General features: G+C 35.8%; 16 protein-coding genes and 1 pseudogene. 12 read left to right on the top strand and 5 right to left on the bottom strand.

The window, feature by feature from the left end:
* Positions 1-594: 594 nt before the first annotated feature.
* Positions 595-825 (bottom strand): annotated as a pseudogene (locus tag ACFINZ_RS05545) (type ISP restriction/modification enzyme); the annotation flags it as partial.
* Positions 826-1847: 1022 nt separating this feature from the next.
* On the opposite strand from ACFINZ_RS05545, the gene ACFINZ_RS05540 reads away from it, so the two are divergent.
* Positions 1848-3203 (top strand): L-cystine transporter, encoded by a 1356-nt coding sequence (locus tag ACFINZ_RS05540; RefSeq protein WP_375612078.1) that lies wholly within the window; start codon positions 1848-1850, stop codon positions 3201-3203.
* A 7-nt stretch (positions 3204-3210) separates the two neighbouring features.
* On the opposite strand, the gene ACFINZ_RS05535 is transcribed toward ACFINZ_RS05540, so the two are convergent.
* The gene (locus ACFINZ_RS05535) at positions 3211-4089 is read right to left on the bottom strand and encodes a methyltransferase (RefSeq protein WP_375634704.1); all 879 of its coding nucleotides are present in this window, start codon (positions 4087-4089) and stop codon (positions 3211-3213) included.
* A gap of 195 nt (positions 4090-4284) precedes the next feature.
* Between ACFINZ_RS05535 and ACFINZ_RS05530 the strand changes: the two genes are divergently transcribed.
* Together ACFINZ_RS05530 and grxC are read left to right on the top strand one after the other, a co-directional pair.
* On the top strand, positions 4285-5070 hold the full coding sequence (locus ACFINZ_RS05530; RefSeq protein WP_375634703.1) for a ComF family protein: 786 nt from the start codon (positions 4285-4287) through the stop codon (positions 5068-5070).
* Between the two features lie 47 nt (positions 5071-5117).
* Entirely contained in the window at positions 5118-5372 is a 255-nt protein-coding gene (grxC, locus tag ACFINZ_RS05525; RefSeq protein WP_375618441.1) for a glutaredoxin 3, read from the top strand.
* A gap of 20 nt (positions 5373-5392) precedes the next feature.
* Here grxC and ubiG read toward each other — a convergent pair whose 3' ends face one another.
* Positions 5393-6136, bottom strand: coding sequence for a bifunctional 2-polyprenyl-6-hydroxyphenol methylase/3-demethylubiquinol 3-O-methyltransferase UbiG (gene ubiG, locus ACFINZ_RS05520; RefSeq protein WP_375633543.1), 744 nt, complete (start codon positions 6134-6136; stop codon positions 5393-5395).
* 189 nt (positions 6137-6325) lie between these two features.
* On the opposite strand from ubiG, the gene ACFINZ_RS05515 reads away from it, so the two are divergent.
* A complete protein-coding gene (locus ACFINZ_RS05515) occupies positions 6326-7582 on the top strand; it encodes an aspartate kinase (RefSeq protein WP_375633544.1) in 1257 nt (418 codons plus the stop codon).
* Positions 7583-10168: 2586 nt separating this feature from the next.
* Here the strand turns inward: ACFINZ_RS05515 and nhaA are convergent.
* Together nhaA and ACFINZ_RS05505 are read right to left on the bottom strand one after the other, a co-directional pair.
* Positions 10169-11527, bottom strand: coding sequence for a Na+/H+ antiporter NhaA (gene nhaA / locus ACFINZ_RS05510; protein WP_375633545.1), 1359 nt, complete (start codon positions 11525-11527; stop codon positions 10169-10171).
* Positions 11528-11673: 146 nt separating this feature from the next.
* The gene (locus tag ACFINZ_RS05505) at positions 11674-13380 is read right to left on the bottom strand and encodes a hypothetical protein (RefSeq protein WP_375701219.1); all 1707 of its coding nucleotides are present in this window, start codon (positions 13378-13380) and stop codon (positions 11674-11676) included.
* A 354-nt stretch (positions 13381-13734) separates the two neighbouring features.
* Between ACFINZ_RS05505 and ACFINZ_RS05500 the strand changes: the two genes are divergently transcribed.
* The 8 genes from ACFINZ_RS05500 (at position 13735) to ACFINZ_RS05465 (ending at position 21976) form a co-directional block, all read left to right on the top strand.
* Entirely contained in the window at positions 13735-15507 is a 1773-nt protein-coding gene (locus ACFINZ_RS05500) for an SLC13 family permease (protein ID WP_375634700.1), read from the top strand.
* A 581-nt stretch (positions 15508-16088) separates the two neighbouring features.
* Positions 16089-16760 carry a tetratricopeptide repeat protein gene (locus ACFINZ_RS05495; RefSeq protein WP_375618447.1) on the top strand — a complete coding sequence of 224 codons (672 nt, stop codon included), beginning with the start codon at positions 16089-16091 and terminating at the stop codon, positions 16758-16760.
* Between the two features lie 4 nt (positions 16761-16764).
* Complete coding sequence (gene der, locus ACFINZ_RS05490; protein ID WP_375642960.1) at positions 16765-18189, top strand: ribosome biogenesis GTPase Der; 1425 nt, start codon at positions 16765-16767, stop codon at positions 18187-18189.
* Between the two features lie 1085 nt (positions 18190-19274).
* Positions 19275-19709 carry an AtpZ/AtpI family protein gene (locus ACFINZ_RS05485; protein WP_375618449.1) on the top strand — a complete coding sequence of 145 codons (435 nt, stop codon included), beginning with the start codon at positions 19275-19277 and terminating at the stop codon, positions 19707-19709.
* Between the two features lie 7 nt (positions 19710-19716).
* Positions 19717-20475 (top strand): F0F1 ATP synthase subunit A, encoded by a 759-nt coding sequence (locus ACFINZ_RS05480; RefSeq protein ID WP_375623586.1) that lies wholly within the window; start codon positions 19717-19719, stop codon positions 20473-20475.
* A 54-nt stretch (positions 20476-20529) separates the two neighbouring features.
* Positions 20530-20760: a F0F1 ATP synthase subunit C gene (locus ACFINZ_RS05475; protein ID WP_005773968.1), complete on the top strand. Its 231-nt coding sequence runs from the start codon at positions 20530-20532 to the stop codon at positions 20758-20760.
* A 143-nt stretch (positions 20761-20903) separates the two neighbouring features.
* A complete protein-coding gene (locus ACFINZ_RS05470) occupies positions 20904-21485 on the top strand; it encodes a F0F1 ATP synthase subunit B (RefSeq protein ID WP_375633551.1) in 582 nt (193 codons plus the stop codon).
* Positions 21482-21976: a F0F1 ATP synthase subunit B gene (locus ACFINZ_RS05465; RefSeq protein ID WP_375633552.1), complete on the top strand. Its 495-nt coding sequence runs from the start codon at positions 21482-21484 to the stop codon at positions 21974-21976. Before ACFINZ_RS05470 ends, ACFINZ_RS05465 begins: the two co-directional genes overlap by 4 nt.
* The last annotated feature ends 71 nt before the right edge of the window (positions 21977-22047 follow it).

The raw sequence follows: 22047 nt of genomic DNA, 5'->3' as shown, positions 1-22047 counted from the left end.
GATAATATATAGAATGAATGTGTTAATTACATCATTAAATATTGATAAATAAAAAATATTATCTTCATAGAGTTATATGAAATTATAAGCTATTCATAGATAAGAAATAACTATTTGTATGCAAAGGGGTATTATATTAAAATACTATTATTCTTGATAAAGAGGCACGAGATAAAGAGATTGAGCTTGTAACGAATGAGTGTTTGAATACGCACAAAAATTCAAAAAAGCACAACATTTCTATAGCAGAATAATCTTTATCAGTATGAGCGCAACTTATTATAGGCAATTAATTATCCCCATACATTGTAAATCTACTGTAAGACTGCTTTTAATGCTTTAAACTGTACTATTCATAAAATTTATAATATTTGTAGGCTTAAAGCCTCTCATTGTAATCATATATCCTCAGTCTTTTCCATTGTTTTCATTATCTAGAAATTTGTAATCGTCTTTGTTATGCTCCACTAGGATAAGCAGCTTTAAAATGTGCTCGTCCTTCATCCGTAATGGCATCACGCCTCTGTAAACCAGATGTTTTTCTTTCCTTTATTGAATTTGCAAATAAATGGGATTGTTTTTCATCATGAACAGTTACAGAGATTCAACGTTTTTATAAAGATACAGTGGAAAGCATTGACCTGTATCTATTGCATCTAGATTAGGCAAATTCTTAGCTATCAATACAGAAAAAACGCTTCGTGCTCCTATGCCTGTAATTTGTATCATCCTATTTTCAACTTTTTGTCCTATCAGGACTATACGAGGCATTTGGTAAATTCCATCGTTGAGATTCCGATTATAATAAAACCACTGTTGCGTAAAAGGATGATATGAACTCTGAGTGAGGCATGCCTCTTCAAATTCAAAACCTTTCTTCTTATTAGTTCTTGCGTAACATTATAACTCCAACTTATCTTTTTTATATCTAAAGTGACAAAATTATCTACAGCACGTGCACGTGTTGTTCGATCAGCATATGAATAGGTATCGTTAAAACGTTTTACTGCGCTATTATAAAAAGCAATCATATTATTTATATTTGCTGCTCAAGCTCCGCTCTCCAATGTTGCGACAGCTCTTGCACTAAGATGTTTCATCAGAGGTATTTCTACTCCTTTCTTATACATTTTTACCCATACGGCCAGCCCTGCTTATGACGTGCAAGCAAATGATTTTGATTGATTCAAGATAAACAGGTTTGAAATGAGAGAATCTTACGTTATTCGGGATTCTCATTTAATATGCAAAACAGTAAATTATCATTATAAATCAACATCTTGTCTTTCAAAGCCTTTTTATGACTATAAAAAGAGTTTTGAAAAATAAAAAAGCTTTCATTGAGAGCAAAGAAAGAATGTATAAAAAGTATTTTCAATAAAATAATTATATTTGAAGTGCTGATCAAAGCTATTGAGAGTGCAGTCCATAAAATGAGCAGAAGTAGCTTGTTGGTGTATTTTCTAGAAAAATCATGAATGTTCGATTGTTAATTCATCCTTGCTTGGAAAGCTCGCTTCAGTTCAAATAGAAAAAGAGAGAGGTAAAGAGATTTATAGGATAAGATATGCTGGAATTATTCAGTATTAAGATGCAATGAATGTTGCTTATATTTTTCTTTTTTAACTATTTTATGAGAGTGAAAATTTAAATAATAAGAAAATAATTTTATTTATTTTCTTTAAACATTTATTAGTAGATAAAAAATTCTCTTTTAATCTATAAATTAAAAAAATAATGATTTTGTAAAAGCCTTGTAAGCTTTATAGGTTAATTTTAAATATCATGCATTGATTTTGAATTATGCAGATTATTTATGTCAACCATAATAATAGTGAGCATAGACAATGACATTTAATTTTTTCGTCAATTTATTTCTATTTGTTATTTTTTTATTGTTGGTTTCTCAAAGTAAGAAAATGCAATGGAGTCTTTCACTACGTGTTATGCTATGGCTTATCCTTGGCTTGATTTTTGGAAGTGTTTTGCAGTTTATTTATGGAGAGGGTGAAAGCACTTTATTGAAATCCGTTGAATGGTTTAACATTGTCGGTGAGGGCTATATTTTATTGTTGCAAATGATTGTTATGCCACTGGTTTTTATCTCTATCGTTTCAGCAGTTGCTCATTTACATTCTGTTTATGCTGTTGGAAAGATGAGTATAATAACAATTTCAATATTGCTTTTTACAACGGCTCTTTCAGCATTGGTTGGTGTGCTTGTGGTTAATTTTTTTGGATTAACAACCGATGGTTTGGTGCATGAAGGGCAAAATGTTTCTGCTCTTCTTGAAGGTCATATTTCTAAACTTGGAGATATGAATATACCAAAGATGATTTTGTCTATGATTCCTAAAAATCCATTTGCTGAGTTGAGTGGAGCTAAACGTACGTCAATTATTAGTGTTGTGATTTTTGCGTCATTTTTAGGTGCATCGGTTCTTCTTTTAAAGAAAGATGAGCCAGAAAAAGGAGAAAAAGCGCTTTTATTTATTCAAGTGGCACAAGCTTGGATTATGCGGTTAGTCCGTATTGTGATTGCTTTGACGCCTTATGGTATTTTTGCACTTATGACGAAAGTAGGAGCAATATCGCGTATTACAGATATTTTAAATTTACTGGTTTTTATCATTGCCTCTTATGTCGGTATTATTTTAATTTTTGGAATTCATGGTGTATTGCTTGGTATTTCTGGGATTAATCCCTTTCGTTTTTTCAAAAAGGTTTTACCGGTTTTAACATTTGCTTTTAGCAGTCGTTCAAGTGCTGCAAGTATTCCTTTGAATATTGAAGCGCAAACACAGTGGATAGGTGTACCACAATCCATTGCGAGTTTTGCAGCTTCTTTTGGGGCAACAATTGGACAAAATGGTTGTGCTGGTCTTTATCCAGCGATGCTTGCGACCATGATTGCACCCTCTATGGGGATTAATCCTCTTGATCCTACTTGGATTGCTACGCTTATTGGTGTTGTAACGTTGAGTTCTATTGGTGTTGCTGGTGTGGGGGGAGGTGCTATTTTCGCTGCATTGATTGTGTTACCAATTATGGGGCTTCCTGTTACTTTGGTTGCTGTACTTATCTCTATTGAACCGCTAATTGATATGGGACGTACTGCTCTAAACGTGAGCGATTCAATGATAGCTGGAACGGTCACCAGTCAAATATTACGGACAACAGATAAAAGTATTTTTAAAAAATAATTTTAGATTATATTTTTTGGGGCTGTAAAACATCTGTAAGAGATATTTGCGCTGAACCAGGCTGGAGCGGTTTTTGTTGATTGGGATGAGGAGCCCAACCAGAGAGCCAGATGAAAGAAAAATGTGCACGAATACGTCCATCAGGATCACTAAATCGTTGTGCATAGATTTCAGCTGCGCGGAGAAAAAAACGTTTGGATACAGGGCGTCGTGAACGATTTATGAGTGCATTTTGCATTCCCATAGCTTTAAGATCGTGCATAAGGTCGAACATTGTATTATAACGTATTGTGATATCTTCAACGTCTGCTACAGGAAGGGCAAAGCCAATACGCTGTAAAAGAGCGCCTGCATCACGAATGTCGGCAAAAGGGTAGACCCTAGGGCTTGCTCCATCATAAATTTCACTTTCAGCTTGCAGCAGGCTTTCGCGCAATTCTCTTAATGTGCCAGCTCCTGCCATAACAGCAAGAAATAAGCCATCTGGTTTAAGGGTATTTTTTATCTGGCTTAGAACACCAGGGGTATCATTGGTCAATTGTAATGAAAGAAGTGAAACAATAAGGTCACAGTAACTTTGAGGTAAATCAAGAAATTCTCGATGACGTAAATGAAATTTTTTATCATGGCTTTGATAAAGCGGATCGGTCTCAATGCGTTCTATAGAACAAACTTTTCCAGATTTCATTAAAGCTTGCGCAGAAAGGTCTGTATGGCTGTGTAAATCGAGAGCTAATGTAAAGAGGCGATCAACAGTGCTAAGGCGTTTATAGAGATCTTCTGCCATGTGAGAGAGTAAAAAGTCACATCCTTTTTTTGCTTTTTGAAAGGCTCGTTTTCGGAATTGTTCAATGCGGTTATGATCAAAAATTAAAGGATGCGACATATTGTAGAACACTTTCGATCTATGAAAGAATATATTTTGAAAAGGTTCATTATTTGTGCAAGCTCTGTCAAGTTTATAATATGAAAGAAATAAATTTATAGAAGGTAAGAGTTTTTAAAGGAATTAAAATTATAAATTGAGGAAATACAAAGGAACTTTTGTTCTAAGGGAAACTTGTAAAAGCCTAAATTTATAATGTTGTATTTTCGAGAAGCGGCGTTAAATAGCGGAGATATACTAAGTAAGTTCGTTGAACGCTTGAAAACGATGCTTTATCCACCAATTTGTCCTGGATGTAAGCAAAATGTTTCTACTTATGGTACGATTTGCTCCGAATGTTGGAAAGAACTTCAATTTATCACGAAACCTTATTGTCCTGTTATGGGGACTCCTTTTGTTTGTGATATGGGGGAAGGTTTTCTTAGTGGTGAAGCACTCCGTAATACTCATCCTTTTTCACGTGTTCGCTCAGTCATTGTTCATAAAGGGCTTGCACGAACTTTAGTAACGCGCTTAAAATATGGTGATCATATAGAATTGGCATCATTTATGGCCAATTGGATGATGTTTGCTGGACGCGAGGTTATTGATGATTGTGATGTTATTATTCCCATTCCATTGCATTTTCGTCGTTTTTGGGAGAGGCGTTATAATCAATCTGCTGAGCTTGCACGTTATATTGCAGCATCACAAAAAAAGCTTTTAAAACCGAGTTGGCTTGTTCGTTGTCGGCATACCCGTCCGCAGGTTAGTCTTTCTTCGAGAGAGAGAAAACTTAACGTAAAAAATGCTTTTAAGGTTTCGCATAAAGTTAAAAAATATCTCAAAGGATGTTCTGTTTTGCTGATTGATGATGTATTTACAACGGGTGCAACAGTTACAGCAGCAGCTGCTGCATTAAAAGATGCAGGTGCACGACAGGTTGATGTGCTAACATTTTCGCGTGTTCTCAAAGAAGATTCTATTTTTCCCTCTTCTTAAGAGGAATTTAAAATGAATATTATTAAAAAATATTGGAGGATAATACTATGAAAGAGATAATAATTTATACACGTCCTGGTTGTCCTTATTGTACAAAAGCACGTGATTTGCTTAATAAAAAAGGCGTAAAGTATACAGATATTGATGCTTCCACATCCCTTCGCCAAGAAATGGTACAGCGTGCAAATGGACGTAATACATTTCCACAAATTTTCATAGGTGATTATCACGTTGGCGGTTGTGATGATCTTTATGCTTTAGAGGCTGAGGGAAAGCTGAATTCTCTATTACAAGGCATATAATATTTGTAAATTACATATTCTTAAGACCGTTTTGCAAGAAGGAGATAGTTAACGCCCATGTCTTTTGAGCGATTCCAGCTGTCGTTTAATGGGTTATAAGTAATACCTATCTCATCAATGACAGTCAGAGCGTTTTTTGATAAGAAATTTTTAAGTTCTAGAGGTTTTAGGAATTTTTTATAATCATGGGTTCCTTTAGGAAGCCAACGTAGAATATATTCAGCGCCTACAATAGCAAGCCCCCATGCTTTCCATGTGCGGTTGAGTGTTGAGACAAACATCAACCCTTGTGGTTTCAACATTTTTGCTGTAGCTGCTATGAAGAGATTAACGTCAGCGACATGTTCAACAACTTCCATATTAAGGATGATATCAAATTTTTCTCCTTCATTGGCAAGTACTTCTGCTGTCGTCGTGCGGTAATCAATGGAAAGGTCATTTTGAGCTGCATGGGTTTTTGCGACTTCAATATTTGTTTGTGCAGCATCAACGCCTACAACCATAGCACCAAGACGTGCCATTGGTTCACATAACAAGCCTCCTCCACAGCCAATATCAAGAATTTTCAAATTGTCAAAGGGCGTAAGTGAAGAAGGGTCACGATTAAACTCTAAACAGATTTTTTCTCTGATGTAAGCAAGGCGTGTTGGGTTAAATTGGTGAAGAGGTCGAAATTTTCCTTGTGGATTCCACCATTCTGTAGCAATACGTGAAAAATGATCAATTTCACTTTGATCAATAGTTGTTTGTGTTTCATCGATCATGTTGCCTTCCTTTTATTTTTAATGATCAGGTCAAGTAGATTTTATACAAAGTCAAGAGAAATTAATATAATCATAATGAAACTTGCACAAATGATAGATATTCGCTATGTCGAGAAAATGGTTAATTGATACAGTATCTAATTCTCATTACTGTTTGAGATAAGAGATGTAAAGGTAAGAGTGTTATTAATGGCGCGCATTGTCATGAAATTTGGTGGAACATCTGTAGCAAACATTGAATGTATTCATAATGTTGCACGGCATGTCAAAAGAGAGGTTGATGCAGGCAATGAGGTAGCCGTTGTCGTATCTGCGATGGCTGGTAAAACAAATGAACTTGTTCAGTGGACAAGTGATGCTTCCTCTATGCATAGAGATGCTCGTGAATATGATGTTGTGGTTGCTTCTGGTGAACAGGTTACTTCAGGTTTGTTGGCTTTGACACTTCAAGAAATGGGGGTGAATGCACGTTCATGGCTTGGTTGGCAAATTCCTATTCATACAGACAATGCGCATGGCCGTGCACGTATTACTAATATTGATGGATCTTTTTTAATCGAGTGTTTTCAGGAAGGTCAGGTTGCCGTTATTGCTGGTTTTCAGGGGTTATCTCCGGATAACCGGATTTCTACCTTAGGGCGTGGGGGATCAGATACAAGTGCTGTTGCTATAGCCGCTGCTGTACAAGCTGATCGCTGTGATATTTATACAGATGTGGATGGTGTGTATACAACGGATCCACGTATAGAGCCGAAAGCGCGTCGTTTACCAAAAGTAGCTTTTGAAGAAATGCTAGAAATGGCTTCTCTTGGTGCAAAGGTTTTACAGGTTCGTTCTGTTGAATTGGCAATGGTTCATAAGGTTCGTACCTTTGTGCGTTCAAGTTTTGAGGATCCTGATGCGTTAGGCATGGAGGATCCAATGAGTTCTTCTGGAACACTTATTTGCGATGAGGATGAAATTGTGGAACAACAAAATGTTACTGGTATTGCTTTTGCTAAGGATGAAGCACAAATTTCCCTTCGGCGGCTTGCTGATCGTCCAGGGATCTCGGCAGCAATTTTTGGTCCCTTGGCTGAAGAACGCATTAATGTTGATATGATTGTGCAAAATATTTCTGAAGATGGCTCAAAAACTGATATGACTTTTACGGTACCATCATCAGATGTAGAAAAAGCCGTTACACTTCTTGAGAAGAATCGCAAAGAAATTGGATTTGATGTTCTCCAATTTGAAAGCGATCTCGCCAAGGTATCTGTGATTGGTATTGGAATGCGTAGTCATGCAGGTGTTGCCGCTACAGCATTTAAGGCTTTGGCTGAAAAGGGTATTAATATTCAAGCAATTACGACCTCAGAAATTAAAATTTCTATTTTGATTGATAGTGCTTACACTGAACTTGCGGTTAGAACATTACATGCTGTTTATGCACTTGATAAGGGATAAGTATTTTTTAGTTTCAACAGAGTTTCAATAACGTAAAGCTTTAATATATAATTAATAATTTTTGTTAAGGATAATTTATATTTTAAACTTAAATGGAATATTTAATACAGCAGAACTCTCTTATTTTAAACTTGTTCATGATGAATTTAAAATGGTCACTTATATATTACAAGAGAAAGATGTTTAGGTAAAAAACTCTGTTTAAGAAGGGATATAAAATATGCCGTCTATAAACGTTTTAGAACCTATAGAGTGGGATGGAGAAGACTTATACGATAAGCCTTAATAGAACTAAGGAACAATGCACTGCGTTTATTCAAAGAATGCATGTTACATGAGGGACAGCCTCGTGAATACAGATTTAATATTATAAATCTTAGAGAAATGGGCGCTCATTGGATTAGTGACGGAATTACCAAAAATAGAATTGATGATGTATTTTCTAGAGATGTTTAGTTTGTCATCAAATGATTGTTTATGACTTTATGTATATCTTGAAAATTTAATTTTTTCCATATTATGAGGCAATAAAAAAATATATCTTTATAGACAATATTTATGTTGCACTATAAGTTATAAAATTACCATATCTTATGCGTTTATAGCTTATTCAGAAGTACTTTTCATAAAATCATGTAAATATAGATCAAAATTAATGATAATGTTACAGTGTGTTGCTTTTATGATTTTATTAATTAAATTTTTTTTCATGTCTATTTCTCTTTTTTGAATTATGATTAAGATTTTCAAAGTTTTGATACCTCCATATGTTCTTTAGGTTAACTTTCTTCCCTTAACTACTCTATTATAAGTATTTTCTGTGTCATACTGCCAATCACACATGAAATACATTCTTTCGTTTTTGCAGTATATTGTGCTAGTTTCTTATCATATTTACATATTTTGCAAATGGTGGTCTTTGTAAGCAAAACTCTTCTTGTATTTTATGTGGCATTGTATAATTTGAAAGTCTCGAAAATATTGCTTTTTAAATTATCTATGAAGAGTATTTTATGGTATCAAGAAATATAGAGCGAGCTCTTTAAACAAAAAGAAAATAAATATCAAATAAGAGCGGAAAAAGGGGAGAACAACGATATATATGCTCTATTTTTCCACCAATCATATGTTTTAGAATAGTCTAAATGACTAGGATTTTCTTTTTTCCCGCGAGTTAATTACGTAAACTAGAGTGCTCCCTATGGAAGCATGCTTCAAGTTTAATTCTTTCATGGAGTGAGACAAGCGATGTGTCGATGATAAAAAACGGGAATATTTTTCCACTCCATTGTCAATCTAGTAGTAATGTTATGACGTTGTTATTCCAAAAAAATCTTTTGTTTTTTGTTACCTGTATCAATATCTAATATCAGCGTAGATGCATGTTTGACGATATATATTGAGACGGGTAAGAGGACTACGAGCAACTCCTGTTTTTGTATGCCAGATAGGAACAAGGATGTTGCGTATACCTGTTGGGGTAATTTCTGAAATGGAGATAAAACCTAATTGGGGGAGAATATGAAGCCATAAAAGTGAAAACCAACTTCCATTTTACAACTTCCTTTTAATTCTGCTTTACAACTTTCAAAGGGGTTGACAGCAATATCTTTTAAATAATGGATATTACACATTGGTTCACGTTTTTGTTTATTGCGTTATTAAATCATATATGCCTTTCACGTAAAAAAAACGCTATTATAGTGCCAATTTACGCGCTTGTTTTAAAGAAATATTTCTCCCCAAGCCCATTACGGCGTTTGTGGATGGTGTAACGTAAAATTTATTGGGCCCCCATCTCCTTCTTAGATCAAAGGTGTCAGTTGGTCGTCATCATTTAATTTTTAGTTTTCGTGTTGAACAGCTCTTGTATGGATATGATGAAGCATTCTTATTTCTTTCCTCAATAATCCATATTTCTCTTCGGCTTGTGACGTGTAAGCGAATAGTCTTGATTGATTCATCATGTACAGATTTGAAATGAAAAAATCATACGATATTTGAATTTTATTCAAGATTTATAATGATAAATTAAATATTTTTACCCAAAAATAATGTACTTTTTAAGAAGATAAAATTAAAGTTGTTTAGAATACCGGCAATAAAATCAGTAACGAGGAGGGTGGTTTATTGGAAAAAAATAAACCATGGAATTACTTAACTGATTATTGAACTTTGCTTATTCTTATCTGTTTCGTATAATTAAACATAAGATATTGATTCATAATAATTAATTTTTTCTTTATAGTGAATAATAGTCTCGACGAAAGGCAGCTTTTATGAAACCACGAAGCCTTTTATATTGAAACAATTAAAATTATTTCTGTGCACAACATGAGTGGAGCTGGTGCATGAGTAAAAGAATATTGAAGAAAGGAATAAAATATCTCTTATAAGACTTCTTAAGAGTCAAAGGTGTTTCAACATTAGAAGCTCGTAAATAGTATGATGATGTTAGTTTTCTCCTTTATAAGTGTAAAGATGAGGCGAGACAACAGCTTTTACATTAAATATCGTCCGAACCCAACAAATGAGCGAAATCGCTTTTTAAAAGTTCTGCATAAAAATGTATTTTCAGTTAGTTTGTTAGGAACTATGAGAAATTCCTTTATTGCGCTTAATATAAATAAATCCATATCCCAGACCAATAAGAGCAGATAAACCAGAGCCACAGAGGACCCCAATTTTTGCCGCATCAAGCAGAATAATATCTTTAAAAGCGAGCATTGAAACAAAAATAGACATTGTAAAGCCAATTCCTGCTAAAAAACCAATGAGTAAAACGCCTGTCCAGGTCATATGAGGGGGGAGGCGGCATAGCCCTGATTTTACAGCTATATAACTGGCAGTGATAATACCAAGAGGCTTACCGATGAAAAGACCAATGACAACACCCAGAACAATCAAGAATGATTTGTCAGAAGAAAGATCAAAGTTTGCAAAACTTACTCCTGCATTTGCGAAGGCAAAAACTGGCATGATACCGTATGCAACCCATGGATGCAATGCTTTTTGAACACGTGTTACTGGGGCGATCATGGCCCGTTGTCCTTTGCGCATCTTTTTCAATGCTGTTGAAATATGATGCAGATCTGTTTTTGTATTTTTTTCTTGAAGAATTTGCATAGCGTTACTGAGCATGGTGAGTGGCGCTACAAGAGTACGGGTAGGAAGAACGGGAGTCATCATCCCTAAGATTACGCCAGCAAGCGATGGGTGAACGCCTGTTACCATTAAACCCCACCAAATGATTGCACCAGGTAAAATGTAAAGCCATGCTGATGCAAGCCCGATCCACTGAAAAAATAGTACCAAAGCAATACCCGCTCCTGCAATCATTAAACCGCTAGGATCAATGTTTGTTGAGTAGAAAAAAGCAATAATAAGAACAGCGATAATATCGTCAATAATTGCTAATGATAGAAGAATAATATGAAGATTAGAAGGAATTTTTTTTCCTAGAAGAGCAAGAATACCTAGAGCAAAGGCAATATCTGTTGCTGTTGGCACAGCCCAACCGCGGATATGTCCTTCGTTAAAATTGAAGATAAAGTAAATAATTGCAGGAACACAAACGCCCCCTATTGCAGCAACAATTGGTAAGATTGCTTGTTTAAAATCGGCAAGAGCACCTTCATGAATTTCGCGTCGAATTTCCATTCCAGCGACGAGAAAGAAAATAGTCATAAGGGCATCATTAACCCAGAAATGTAAATCCCATGAAAGAGTGAAATGACCCAAATTAAAGCCAAGAGGTGTATGCCAAAAAGATTCATAGAAAGCAGCATATTTAGAATTGGCAAAAATAAGTGCAGCAGCAGCAGCTAATAAAAGAACAACACCACTAAGAGCTTCAATATGGAGAAAACGCTCGATAGCAGAAAGCGCTTGATTAGTGACACGAGAAACGCGATTAGGCAGGCGATTTGAAGATAAATCAGACATGAACAACTCCAAGCATCGTCAATTTTAGATTCTATACTCTCTGTATAAATGACTTTGTATGATACCTTCTGTATCATACAAAAGAAAAAAGAGGAATAAAGTTCTTAATTTATAGACAAGATCATCATGTTTAAAGCACAAAATGTTTAACGCGACGCTTCATTTTTAATAGTGAGATGTACTTTGCTTAAAGCCTTAGATAGATCATTTTGTAGAGCAGATTCGAGATCAACTATTGCGAGACCTTTATTATCGTTTGCTTTAATTTTAACGATCAATGTTTGTGGATTTTTAGCAAATTCTCCTAAGGATTTTGAAATTTTTTTTGCTTCGTCATGATTTTTTAGCAGAATTTTTGGGGTCTGCGTCATCATTAGATAGAAATCGTCATAAAGTTCCTTTTTTAGATCATGTTGGCTGTCATTAAGATTTTGCGCAAGATAAGAAAAAAGCTTATCAATGAAACCTGCATCCGTATATTGTATATCAATTTCATTGATGCCAAGGTCTTGAGACGCAGCAATCATTATATTTTTCTGACCAGAAAAAAGCTTTTCATCAACATCAATAACCTTAGCCGATATGTTCCCAGATCCAACGTTTTTCATATTGAAAGACATTGTATCAAGAAAGAGTATACGTTTTTTTTCATCGTAAGAAATATCAATTTTTCCTGAAACATTAAAGCGCTCAAAGTTCAGATTTTTGAAGAAATCTAAGTCTTTTTCATTCATTTTTTTAGGTAAAACGGAAAGGTTATTGAGAGAAAGAAAAAGCTTTTTAGGGATAGGTTGTTTCCACAAACTTGGTTTGAATTGGAATGATTCGAGCGTTGCTTTCAACTGCGGTATATCAACGGTGATATTATCAACTTTGGCATCCGCTGAGGTAATGGCGAGCAGTATGTTTAGAAGAAGACCATTTTGTGCTACTTTTTCGGCGATTTTATTATTCTCTTTTCTTGCATTAAGATAAGCTTTGATTAATTTTTCAGGAGGTTGCTCAAGCGGTTTCATCTTTAAACCAGATGTTTTAAACTGCCCAAGGAAGAAAGAGCTGTTTTTTTCTGCTTCTTCAAAAATATCGACACTTATATTATTCAAAGAAATGGGGCCAGTAACGGTTTTACCTTGATTGAGAGCATTGTTTTTTCCAAAAATGATAGAGTAGGCATAGTTGATGTCGATATCATGGGCTTTTATTGTATCACTTTTAGCCATAAGTTGCATCTGTTTGGCACCATTTGCTACGACCGTTTTAAGATCCATATTTTTGATACTAACTGAATGGATATGGTTATTTCTAAAATCAGAAAGCTGGAAATTCTTGACTTCAACCGTTTCTATTCGGTTATTTTTATTTTCTATAGAAAGTTGTATATTGGGAGCAATAATTGAGGAAAGCTCAATACGCATCATTGATTGTAAAAGCCGTGATGTTATCGTTCTATCTTTTTCTTTTAAGGATACACTCCGAAGAGAAATTTGGGGAATTTGCACATGAATATTATTATGCTTTAAATCAACATTATAAAATGTAAAAGTTCCGGGAATAAAGGAAAGGGGAGGACGGGCAGAAATGGCACCAATTCTAAGTGATGTACCAGCTGGAACAGGTAATGTCACATTCTTCAAATTGATTTTACCTAGAATGCTTACTTCAGATGTTCGGGCTTTTATACCACGACGGGCTATTTCTTGTTTTACAAAACTGTCAAGATAGGGTTTTGCGATATAAAATCCACCAACAATTATAATTGCCAAGATAGCAACAAATCCAATAATACAAGTGAGCCAATATCTGAGGTTACTTTGATACCCACTATTAAGATTGACCATTCTTTCTTCTTTCATTTTTATCACTCTTTGAATTGAGAGTGAAGATAAATTCTTTTAAGCAACGACAAAGGTTTAAATATAGCGTGTACCAGTTTCAACAATTATCTACTCTCTATATTAGAGTTATTCTCATCTTTTTTGCAATATAGCTTTATCAACTTTTATCAATTTTCTTTGAGTTTAGCTCTTTATAGAAAAGAACGCATAATAAGGAGAGGTAAGTTTATGCGCATCATAATTTTTTATCACTTTAAAATTATCCTAAAATATTCCGATGTCTGCTTTTATCTTGCTGCTGTTTATAGGAATATTTAAAACATAAAAAATATGTTCTTGTTCATTATAATTTAATGGGGAGAGGTAAGTGTTATGACAGAAAATCAAATAATGGCTTTTTCGATCATTGGTCTCATGATGGTTGTTTTTATTTGGGATCGATTTCGTTATGATCTTGTTGCTATTTGTACATTATTAATAGCTTGTGCCCTTGGTCTTGTCAGTCCGAAGGAAGCTTTTAGCGGTTTTAGTAATGATATCGTTATTATCGTGGGGAGTGTGTTTGTTGTCAGTACGGCTGTATCGCGCTCTGGTATAATGGAGTTTATTATTCAACGGATATGGCCAGACGTGAAATCTGTGCGTCTTCAATTAGCCTTTTTAGTTCTTTCTGTTGTCGTATTATCAATGTTTGTTAAAAATATTGGTGCTTTGGCTATTATGCTTCCGATAGCTTTTCAGTTTGCACGTCGTTCTCAGGTTTCTCCTTCTGTCTTTTTGATGCCCATGGCCTTTGGTTCTTTGTTGGGGGGGCTTATGACACAGATAGGAACATCTCCCAATGTTGTTATTTCAGCGATGCAAGAACGTTTAGCCGGAACACCTTTTACTATGTTTGATTTTACACCAGTTGGTGCGGTTATTGCGACGGCTGGTGTTTTATATTTGGTTCTTTTTTATTGGCTTTTGCCTGTGCGTGTACGTTCAGGTGTATCGTTTGATGATGCCATTGATATTCGTAATTATGTTGCAGAAGTGCATATTCCAATAAATTCACCGATTGTGGGAAAAAATATTGTTGATTTGGTTAAGCCATCAAGTGGTGATGTTATGGTGATTCAAATCATCAGAAACAAAGTATCTATTTCACCGTTACCAGATTTTGTTTTGTCTGAAAATGATATTATTTTGCTGGAAGGGTCGCATACAGGGTTAGATAGCGTGATGAACTCTGCTCGTTTAGAGTTTTCTAAGGGGCGAACTATTGCTGCAGGTGATAAGGACAGTGACATCGATATTATTGAAGCAGTCATCACCCATAATTCACCCCTTATTGGTATTAGTGCGAAAGAGTTTTCCCTATTTGATCACTATAATGTAAATTTGCTTGCGTTAAGTCGTCAACATGAAAGGGTGCGGGGAAGACTTGATGATATTATTTTCCATCTTGGCGATGTGATTGTTTTGCAAGGACAGGATGCAGTTATTCCAAATTTGTTAAGAGAATTGAAATGCCTGCCCCTAGCAAAACGAAATATTGTGTTTGGAAATTTACGACATGGTTTCATCTCTTTAGCTGTTTTATTTATAGCAATTATTTTTACAGCTTTTCATATTGTTCCCGTTGCGTTTTCTTTTTTTTCTGCTGCTGCTGCAATGGTTATCTTTCGCGTTTTGCCCGCGCGTGATCTGTATCAGGCATTAGATGGCCAAATATTAGTACTATTAGCGGCTCTTATTCCAGTGAGTGAAGCGTTAGAGAAAACAGGATGTACGGATCTCATTGGTCAATGGCTGAGCCAATTGGCAATATTTTTCCCACCATCTGGTGCCTTAGCACTTATGTTGGTGACAGCTATGTTGGTCACGCCATTTTTGAATAATGCAGCAACAGTGATGATGGTAGCACCAATTGCGTCAAGTTTTGCTCATTCCCTTCATTATAAGCCTGAAGCTTTTTTGATGGCTGTTGCAATTGGTGCGGGTTGTGAGTTTCTTACACCTATTGGACATCAAAGTAATATGCTCGTGATGGCGCCAGGAGGATATCGTTTTAGTGATTATCCACGTTTGGGTGCTCCATTGGCGGTGTTGATCGTTATTATTGCTGTTCCAATGCTTATGTGGGTTTGGCCCTTACAATAGGATATTTTAAAAAACTTTAAGGATCAATTATAAAAAGTTGTTAATCGCATGAAGATAAGCTGAAGGGATACACTTTGTATATAGAACTTTAACTGAAGATTTGGAATTATACCACACTTTAATCATGGCGCTTCGGTATTTTTGATACAGATAAGATTTATCTATTTGGTTTTAGTAGGTATTCGTGGAAATTTACTGTTTATTCAAGTTTTTTCAAGAATTGGTTTTTCTATTATAATTGTATAATCCAATACAACCAACGATTGCGGTTGAAGACTTCAAAAGATTATCCCTCTATATAATGGGGAGAAAGTTCGCTTGAGATGATAGGCAATCATGATAAATATTAAGGCAGTGAATTTTTCATAAGACTCAATATATGTAAAAGCTGTAATGTGAACAAACAGGGTGCTTACATCATTTTCGATTAAGACTGTTGCAAAAATCTGATTGAATTGGCTACATGTTGATTTAAAATAAATAAACGAGCAATTTAAAGATTTTTAGTTAATTAGGGCTACCATCTTTATCCATTTATGCGTAAAAGCATAGGTGAAGTAACTTTTTTCAAGGTATGATATATGTCGTATGATAGTTTTATTGCTGAAGTGAATGCAGAATTTCGTCAGGAAAAGGCGCTTGCTTTTTGGAGACGGTATGGTTTTTCAATTATTGGAGCAGCTATTCTTTTTATATTCATGATAGTTGCTTATCAAGTTTATCATCATACACAAATAAAGAAAGCTGGTTATATTGGTGATGCATTTGTAAAGAGTCTTGATCTTGCGGATACACGTGATTTTGATAAAGCGATAAAGCAATTAGAAACTGTTAAAACCTCTCATTTTGGGGGGTATCCTTTTCTTGCTCGTTTACGTGAGGCTTCTTTACTCATGGAGAAAGGTGATATTATTAAGTCAGTGGAGATCTTTGATTCTGTTGCAGCGGACGAGAAAGCACCGCAGATTTTGCAGAAAGTTGCAAAAATTCGGGCGGCTTATATTCTGGTTGATACAGGGACATTAACTGATGTTGAAAAGCGCATCAAAGATATGGCAAGTGATACCGATCCTATGCGTATGTCTGCAAGAGAAGCTTTAGGCTTAGCTGCTTATAAGGCGGATAAAATGGATGAGGCGGTTTATTATTTTAAGAAAATTTCTGAAGAAGGTTCTTTGGGTTTAAAAATAACAGATCGGGCTCGAATGATGCTTGAGCTTATACAAGCTGAGGGCAAGGCAAATAAGGAATAAATCGATGAGCCTTACCATTGCTATCGTTGGTCGTCCCAATGTTGGGAAGTCAACACTATTTAATCGTTTGGTTGGGCAAAAATTGGCTTTGGTTGATGATAAGCCTGGTGTAACACGTGATCGGCGTATTCATGCGGCAAAACTTCAAGATCTACGTTTTGATGTGATTGATACCGCTGGGCTGGAAGAAGCAGGTGATCATACACTTGAGGGGCGTATGCGTTCTCATACAAAAGTTGCAATTGATGAAGCGGATCTTATTTTATTTGTATTTGATGCAAAGAGCGGAATAACACCAAGTGATTTAAATTTTTCTTCATTGGTTCGCAAATCAGGAAAGCCAATTGTGCTTGTTGCCAATAAGTCTGAGTCAAGAGCGGCAACAGGAGGAGAGTATGAGGCGTGGTCATTAGGTTTGGGGGAGCCGTGCCCAATATCGGCTGAACATGGTTTGGGACTTAGTGATCTGCGTGATGCAATTATAGATGCTGTTGGGTCAGAGCATGCTTTTGGCAACAACAAAGAAGAAGATAGAATGATACAACCTGCATCTGTTGGTGATGATGTAAAGGATTTGGAAGAAGAGGAGCTTATTTACGATGAAAGTAAGCCCATTAGGATTGCAATTGCGGGGCGTCCCAATACAGGAAAATCCACTCTTATCAATAGTATGTTGAAACAAGAGCGATTGTTAACAGGACCAGAAGCAGGACTCACGCGTGATTCTATTTCTGTAGATTGGGAATGGCGTGGTCGTCATATTAAACTTTTTGATACTGCAGGTTTACGTCGAAAATCGAGAATTCAAGAAAAATTAGAAAAACTATCTGTTGCAGATACTTTACGTGCTATTCGTTTTGCAGAAGTGGTGGTCATTGTTTTTGATGCAACGATACCTTTTGAAAAGCAGGATTTACAAATTGCTGATCTTGTGATTCGTGAAGGGCGTGTTCCAGTTATTGCTTTCAATAAGTGGGACCTTATTGAAAACAGTCAGACCACATTGATTGATTTGCATGAAAAATGTGCGCGATTTCTTCCTCAAGTTCGTGGTTTGAGAGCTGTTCCTTTATCAGGACAATATGGTCAAGGGATTGATAAACTGATGGAAAATGTCATGATGATGCACCGTGTATGGAATCGTCGCATTTCGACGGCTAAATTGAACCAATGGCTTGGAACTGTTGTGGCACATCATCCACCTCCTGCGGTTTCTGGACGTCGACTTAAGGTTAAATACATCACACAGGTTAAGACACGTCCTCCTGGATTTATGATTTCCTGCTCGCGCCCCAAAAGTATGCCCCAGTCGTACTTGCGTTATCTTGTCAATGGGTTACGTGAAACATTCGATATGTCTGGTATACCCGTTCGCATATCATTACGAGCTTCTGATAATCCTTTTGCGACACGTTCCAAGAAGAAATGATAACTCTTTAATTTTTTAAGTGAATGAAATCTATACTTAAGAATCTTAAAAATAAGTTTTTTAATGATCTTTCTTTTCATAAAAGAAAAAGTTTTATTTGCTAAAGTTTTAATTTTATTGATAATCATTTATCATGAGCGCTATTGAATAGAGCTCTCTCATCTTGATAAAGATCATTTATTTGCATGTCATGAGAAGAGTTTAATAGGGAGTATTTAAGAAAGAGTACATAATCCTCTTAATGGGTTATTTAAGTGCAAGAATAGATGCACAATATGAGGGTAGGGGAATATAATTATGATGCTTGTTTGAAAAGCAGCATTAGATTATCGTTTCATAAAAATAAAGCTTATGAATAAGCGCTTTTGCTTGTTTGTCTGAATAAAAAGCAAAAATATTTGCTGAATCCACAGATATTCAATTGTAAGGAGCGAAGTTTATAAAAGTAGATTAAAATTGTATAAAGTGGTATGGTAATCATATTTAAATTTTATTGTGTTCTATTGGCTTAATCTATTTGAAATTTTTGATTTATTAATATCTTGTATTTAAAGGAGCTTCTCTTAATACCCTCAAGCTCATTTCGTGATGAGGCTTGTAATGGTGTATATAAAATACTTTGCGAATAGGATCATACAGAAACCATTGATTATTATCATTTTCATAAAATGAAAAGTGCAAGTTTATTCGAATAAAAGGAGAAAACCAACGTTCTCATACTGTTTTTAGTTTTCTATGTTCTCTTTCAAAACTAGGACTGATATAACATTGGGAGCCGGAAAATAAGATGGTATTAGTTTACACCTTTCGTTAAGCGTAAAATGGTTGTTCTATAAGTTTTATATTATTCACGGGAACTTTTCGTTATACATTCACGGGTGCTGTCGTGAAATCGGTTTAGGTGCTTAGAATATCTTTTTAAGAAAGCATGTAAATTGAAAAATACGTTATTTCTGCAATGAAATTTATACGATAACTTGTGATAGATTTCTTTTAGTATCTTGACGAATAAATTCGGGAACAATATGATGCACACGGTTTTATGAAATGTATTCTTACGTTGCTTTTTAATTAAGGAGCCAATGATGGCGATGGGCGAGAAACCCGTTATGAGCCGTAAGGAGGCTGAAGAGAAAAAGCAAGGAGAGTGTCTTCATTCAGAGGATTTGGAATGTCGTAGTAGGAACTTAAGCGTAGCTTTAGTGCGCAAGCAAGCATTAAAGAAGCGGGAGTATAAGAGTAAGCGGGAAAAATCACAAGGAAGGATGGCAGGTGCAATTAAGCTTTCCAGTGAGTTTTTGGCAAGTATTATAGTTGGTATTGTTTTGGGGTTGGGGTTTGATAAGTTAGCAAGTTCATGGCCTTGGGGATTGGTATTTTTTCTCTTCTTTGGATTTGCTGCGGGTGTATTGAGTATTCTTCGGTCTGTGGGGTATGTTTCCTCCAGTCAATTAGGAAAAAAAGGCGTATTGCGCCAAGATAAACAAGATAAAGGGGCCAATGAGAGGTCCGATAAATGAGGTTGAAGTGACAGCACACGCTCCAGATCCTATTCATCAGTTTGAGGTTTCAAGGCTGATTAAGATTTCCATAGGAAATATGGATTTATCGTTTACAAATGTATCATTGTTTACAGTCCTCACGGTTGTTGTAACTTCTATTTTTCTCTTTATTTCATCATCGAGTCGTGGATTGGTTCCAACGCGGATGCAGTCTCTTTCGGAAATGGCATATGAATTTGTAGCATCGACTCTGCGGGAATCATCTGGTGTGCAGGGAATGCAGTTTTTCCCTTTAGTTTTTTCTCTGTTTACTTTTATTTTGGTTGCTAACTTTATTGGTCTCTTTCCTTATTTTTATACGGTTACGTCTCAAATCATGATCACGTTTTCGTTAGCAATGGTGGTAATCTTGACGGTGATTGGTTATGGCTTTTATAAGCATGGGGTCAGTTTTTTGAAACTGTTCGTTCCCAGTGGAGTTCCTGTTGTGGTTTTACCTCTGGTGACAATGATTGAGGTTATTTCTTTTCTCTCCCGTCCAATTAGTCTTTCTCTTCGTCTTTTTGCGAATATGCTTGCTGGTCATATTACGCTTAAAGTGTTTTCTGGGTTTGTTGTTTCAATGATTGGGGTAGGACTCGTAGGTGTGGGTGGTTCGATTTTACCGCTTATTATGACTGTAGCAATTACTGCTCTTGAGTTTTTGGTCGCATTTCTTCAGGCTTACGTCTTTACGGTTTTAACTTGTATGTATCTTAATGATGCAATTCATCCAGGACATTAATAGAACTGGCGGTTTTCCGTCGAATAATGCAATTTCGCTTTAAAGGAGAATAACATGGAAATGGTGCTTGCAGCAAAATATATTGGTGCTGGTCTTGCTTGCTTTGGTATGGCTGGAACAGCTTTAGGACTTGGTAATATTTTTGGTAGCTATCTTTCTGGTGCATTACGAAATCCATCAGCAGCAGATAGTCAGTTTGGACGTCTCGTCTTTGGTTTTGCTGTAACAGAAGCTTTGGGAATTTTTTCATTGCTCATTGCTTTATTACTTCTTTTTGGGGTTTAATCATCATCAAAAGGGTATATCTGTTCTTGCATGAGGAAAGATTTACCCTTTTAGGCTCTTAACCAGAGAGATGCCAGAGAGATGTTAGTCAGTTATCATCGGTTATAGAGGGCTTTAATAAGCTATTTAAAGGATGAAAGAGGATGTTTGTTTCAAGCGCTTATGCACAGAACACTGAAACGTCGATAGAACATATTAAAAAGGTGGCAGAGCATGCAAATCGTGTGTTTCCGCCTTTTGATTTTGTGCATTTTGGTTCGCATTTTTTCTGGTTGGCAATTTCTTTCGTACTTTTTTATCTTTTTATCTCCCGTGTAATTGTACCACGTATTGGCGGTGTTATTGAAACACGGCGAGATCGAATAGCATCTGATTTAGATCAGGCAATGCGCATGAAGCAAGAAGCAGACATTGTTGTTGAAACTTATGAGCGGAAATTAGCGGAAGCGCGTTTGAACGCGCAGGCTATAGCGCAGGTAGCTAGTGAAGAATTAAAAGAAAAGGCAGAGCTTGAACGGAAAGAAATTGAAGAGAGTCTAGAGAAAAAACTCGCAGATGCTGAAAAACAGATAACAAAAATTCGGGATAAAGCGATGCAAAATGTTGGTTCTATCGCTGAAGAAGTAGCTCTTGAAATTGTGAAAAAATTGATTGACGTTGATATCAGCAAAGAGGCTGTTCGTTCAGTTGTTAAAACTGCGGATTATGGAGGAAGACAAAGATGACTGATACTTTTTGGGCATTTGTTGGGTTAGTTCTTTTTTTGGCTCTTTTAGTCTATTTCCAAATTCCACAGAGGGTTATACACCATCTTGATGCACGCGCGAAACGTATCAAAGATGAACTGGATGAGGCGCTGCGTTTTCGTGAAGAGGCACAGGAAATATTGGCTGAATATCAACGCAAACATGCAGAAGCAGAAAAAGATGCGCAAGAAATTATTGCAGCAGCAAAGCATGAAGTTGAATCTGTTATTGCTGAGGCCCGTGCAAAAGCAGAAGAATATGTAAAAAACCGCAATAAATTGGCAGAACAAAAAATTGCCCAAGCAGAAGCCGATGCAATACGCATGGTTTCTTCATCGGCGATTGATTTGGCAATTTCTACAGCACGTACCCTTATTGCAAGGGAAATAGATTCTAACAAGGCTGATGAACTTATCAAAGAGTCTCTTGAGAAAGAATCATTTATCAAAATGAAAACATATCTTAATTAATGATATTTGAGAGATAAAGAACACTCTCTTTGGTTGCATAATTTTCTCAATATTAATTAATAAAAGTCATA

The organism is Bartonella sp. AA81SXKL, from assembly GCF_042196945.1.
GTDB lineage: Bacteria > Pseudomonadota > Alphaproteobacteria > Rhizobiales > Rhizobiaceae > Bartonella.
This window is presented reverse-complemented; position numbering and strand designations above follow the sequence as displayed.